This window comes from Kluyvera cryocrescens NBRC 102467 (assembly GCF_001571285.1).
GTDB classification, from domain to species: Bacteria; Pseudomonadota; Gammaproteobacteria; order Enterobacterales; family Enterobacteriaceae; genus Kluyvera; species Kluyvera cryocrescens.
The window spans coordinates 1-555 of record NZ_BCTM01000098.1; the positions used below are offsets into that span (position 1 = coordinate 1).

General features: G+C 50.8%; 1 rRNA gene. It reads left to right on the forward strand.

Annotated elements, in window-relative coordinates:
• Positions 1–82 precede the first annotated feature (82 nt).
• Positions 83–555, forward strand: a 16S ribosomal RNA gene (locus KCR01S_RS23665); the annotation flags it as partial.

Genomic DNA, 555 nt, shown 5'->3' on the forward strand with positions numbered 1-555 from the left:
ACGATAAATGAATACCAAGTCTCAACGAGTGAACATACGTAATTCATTACGAAGTTTAATTCATTGAGCATCAAACACTTTTAAATTGAAGAGTTTGATCATGGCTCAGATTGAACGCTGGCGGCAGGCCTAACACATGCAAGTCGAACGGTAGCACAGAGAGCTTGCTCTTGGGTGACGAGTGGCGGACGGGTGAGTAATGTCTGGGAAACTGCCCGATGGAGGGGGATAACTACTGGAAACGGTAGCTAATACCGCATAACGTCGCAAGACCAAAGTGGGGGACCTTCGGGCCTCACACCATCGGATGTGCCCAGATGGGATTAGCTAGTAGGTGGGGTAATGGCTCACCTAGGCGACGATCCCTAGCTGGTCTGAGAGGATGACCAGCCACACTGGAACTGAGACACGGTCCAGACTCCTACGGGAGGCAGCAGTGGGGAATATTGCACAATGGGCGCAAGCCTGATGCAGCCATGCCGCGTGTATGAAGAAGGCCTTCGGGTTGTAAAGTACTTTCAGCGAGGAGGAAGGCATTAAGGTTAATAACCTTGG